This is a genomic window from Streptomyces sp. M2CJ-2 (genome assembly GCF_016757295.1).
Taxonomy (GTDB): domain Bacteria; phylum Actinomycetota; class Actinomycetes; order Streptomycetales; family Streptomycetaceae; genus Streptomyces.
The window spans coordinates 1-2794 of sequence record NZ_JAESIF010000184.1 but is presented as its reverse complement, the minus strand read 5'-3'; the positions used below and the strand labels follow the sequence as shown (position 1 = coordinate 2794).

Here is a 2794-nt window from a genome sequence, read left to right as displayed (position 1 = left end):
GGTGATGCTCCTGTCGTGCCCGCCCACAATATCTGATCATTTCGGGACGTCTCACCCGACGATGTCAGAGAGGGCCGTTAGGAGCAGTGTGAGCGCTCCAGACCCGGCACAGAGCCCGAGGAACGTCACCAGCCTCCGACGGGGCAGTTTTCCTCGTGGAATTCTCATCTCGAGCAGTGGCACGTCGCTCATACCATCCCCCTTCGCCACCCGGTATCGAGGAACTTTAGCCTCGGTCCAGGATCGAGCCTGCCCGACCGCGCTTGCGCGGCGCCCTTGGGCGTCCTGGATGGCCGACGGGCGGTGTGGTGCAGAGCGAAGTGCAAGATCACGTACATGGTGCCGACGGCGGTGGCCCCGGTGCGGTCGACGATGCCCCGCAGGGTTGTAATGCCGGGATGGAGACATGGTGGGACGCGCTGCCGGAGTCGGTACGCGAGCGGGTGGACGGTCTTGTCCTGCGCAATGACCGTCTGCGGGCAATCCGGGTCACGAGGGAGGCCGTGCAGGCCCTGGAGGAGGCCCCGGCGCCGCGACCTGGCCTGTACGACTGCCAGCGTGCGGTGATGGCCCGGCATCAGGAGCCGGCCGGTCGGCTCGACCGCGCCCCGGCACTACCGCGGGATGTGGAGACGGTGGCCACCGGAATCCGTCGGCTGCCCGGGCGCCTGGCCGCGCTGGAGGCGGTCTGGGACGGGGACACCGACGGCTGGTTCGTGGTGCTCATCGCCGTCCTCGACGATCCGCAGCACGAGGTCGACCTGGCCTGGATCCGTCACGGGTCGGATCTGCGGGTCCTCAACGGGCAGGTACCGCCCTGGCCGGAGGCGCAGGAAGCCATGGAAACCGGCACCGCCCTGGCGGAACACTTCAACGTGCCCTTCCACTTCGCCGGCCCGCACCGGCCCGACGACGAGGCACCCCGCTGGCGGACCACCCTCTGACACACCGCGCCCCGGTCGTCGGCACTGTGTACGTGATCTTGTACTTCGCTCTGCAGATGAGCCCGCTGCGCGAGGACTATGCGCCCGTCATCCGTGACAGCGTTCCGTACTCGAAGCGGGAGTCGGTGTCCGACCCGGCCGACCTCGCCGAGATGGATGTCTTGTGCGGCTACCTGACCGCCGTCCAGGGCGCTACCCCGGCGCGCTCCCCGGCCCGGTGCCGCTGGGCAAGCCGGACGCCGCCGAGCGGGCGCGTGCGGCTGAGCAGCTCGATATGGCCGGCACGCTGACGCCGGACCAGCGGCTGTTGCGCGTCCTGCTCGACGACGAGCAGGCAGCGTTCGAGCAGGCCCTTCAGCAGCGACTCGTGGCCCATCGCGAGAGCGTCGACGTCGACCCGGCTGCCCGGAGCCTTTTGCCGGTGGGGGCCGTCACGCTGGCCGCCCTGGCCTGTCTCGCGCACGGCTGGCAGTTGGGCATCCGGTTCGCCTATCTACCCGAAGCGCTGGTGAGTACCCCGCAGCCGTAACCGGCCAGCGCCCGATCCCCACCCAGGCATTGCGAACAGCGCAATATTTTGTGACCATCGCAAACATGCATCCGATTGAAGAACTGGCCGCCCTGCGCAACCCGTTGCCCGAGCCGGGCAGCGTCATCCCCGAGGACTGCTACGGCGACGCCCGCGAACAGGCCGTCGAGCAGGGCAAGAGGGACGCCCTCCATCTGGAGGCCGCAAGCGACGACCAGCAGGTCGACCCTTTGCTGCTCGCGCTCGAGGACCTGAAGGCGCAGAAGGAGGCCGTCGACGCTCAAATCCGCCAGCTGCTGGCCTACGGCCGGGAGTTCCACGGCAGTCGCCCCTACGGGCTGGAGGAGCTAGCCCGCGCTGCTGGATTCAGCTTCTCCGGGGTGCGCACCGCCTACAGCGAAAGAGAGATCCGGCAGGTCACCGCGCAGATCGGCAGGGAGCCGAACCGGCCGCGCCGCGACACCGCCAAAGACAGCCGGTGAGCGCGGCGGCCGCGCGGCAGCTCCGGCAGCCGCACCGGCAACGTTTCCTCTACCCTCAGTAGAGGATCGCGGTAGAGTCGGGACATGGCAGCAGACGAGACGAGCATCAAGGTGAGCACGGCCGCACGGGACCGGCTGGCCCGGCTGGCGGCCGAGCACGGCACGACCATCCGGGGCCTGGTCGAGGACCTCGCGCAGGACACCCCGACCCAGGCCGAGTACGCCGAGCGCGCGGAGCTGGCCCGCGCCGAGCTCGCCGCCGCCCTGGGCAGCGCGCCGAGCCCGGAGGCTGAGGCGAAGGCTCGGACCCTGTTGGAGCGGCTGGGCTCCGCTCAGCACGGCCCTCAGGCGGCCGCGTAGTGGCGGCGATCGCGGTCGTCCTCGACCACACCACCGCCGTAGCGCTGTACGACCCGAAGGATTCGTTCAACGAGGCGGTCGCCGCGTTCTATGTGCAGGCCTCCGGCGGGCTGGGCAGCCTGTACGCGCCTGTGCTGTCATTGACGGCCGGAGACGCCGATCGGCCCGGGCTCCTCAGCTACATCAAGGGACTGCGGTTCATCCGCATCGAGGCGTTCGACACCGACGCCGCGGTGACCGCCACCGGGCTGCTGCGCTTCGGACACTCCTGGGCCGCCGTCCACGCCATCCACGCCGCCCGCCCCTCGGCCGCACACCCCACCGGACGGTTCCTGCTCACCCTGACACCGAAGGCGTACGCGGGCACCGGCGTCCAGGCGGTCCACCCCGGCCAGTAGTTGCCCGATCTTGGTGGCTAATCCCAACTGTCATGCGGCGAGGCGGAGTTTGAGTCTGGCGAGGTGGCTGTGGTTGACGCG

General features: G+C 69.7%; 5 protein-coding genes. All 5 read left to right on the top strand.

Annotation, left to right across the window (positions count from 1 at the left end; genetic code table 11):
- The first annotated feature begins 398 nt into the window (after positions 1–398).
- The 5 genes from JL475_RS38550 (at position 399) to JL475_RS38530 (ending at position 2713) form a co-directional block, all read left to right on the top strand.
- Positions 399–944 (top strand): hypothetical protein, encoded by a 546-nt coding sequence (locus tag JL475_RS38550; protein ID WP_202282855.1) that lies wholly within the window; start codon positions 399–401, stop codon positions 942–944.
- Between the two features lie 217 nt (positions 945–1161).
- A complete protein-coding gene (locus JL475_RS41020; protein ID WP_307825327.1) occupies positions 1162–1473 on the top strand; it encodes an Imm49 family immunity protein in 312 nt (103 codons plus the stop codon).
- Positions 1474–1538: 65 nt separating this feature from the next.
- On the top strand, positions 1539–1955 hold the full coding sequence (locus JL475_RS38540; RefSeq protein ID WP_202282854.1) for a hypothetical protein: 417 nt from the start codon (positions 1539–1541) through the stop codon (positions 1953–1955).
- An 84-nt stretch (positions 1956–2039) separates the two neighbouring features.
- Positions 2040–2315 (top strand): hypothetical protein, encoded by a 276-nt coding sequence (locus JL475_RS38535; protein WP_202282853.1) that lies wholly within the window; start codon positions 2040–2042, stop codon positions 2313–2315.
- The gene (locus JL475_RS38530) at positions 2315–2713 is read left to right on the top strand and encodes a hypothetical protein (protein ID WP_202282852.1); all 399 of its coding nucleotides are present in this window, start codon (positions 2315–2317) and stop codon (positions 2711–2713) included. The genes JL475_RS38535 and JL475_RS38530 overlap by 1 nt, the downstream gene beginning before the upstream one ends.
- The last annotated feature ends 81 nt before the right edge of the window (positions 2714–2794 follow it).

What these genes read in the sequence shown, in the direction of transcription:
- JL475_RS38535 (WP_202282853.1), top strand. Translation starts at nt 2,040, where the DNA reads ATGGCAGCAGACGAGACGAGCATCAAGGTGAGCACGGCCGCACGGGAC.
- JL475_RS38540 (WP_202282854.1), top strand. Translation starts at nt 1,539, where the DNA reads ATGCATCCGATTGAAGAACTGGCCGCCCTGCGCAACCCGTTGCCCGAG.
- JL475_RS38550 (WP_202282855.1), top strand. Translation starts at nt 399, where the DNA reads ATGGAGACATGGTGGGACGCGCTGCCGGAGTCGGTACGCGAGCGGGTG.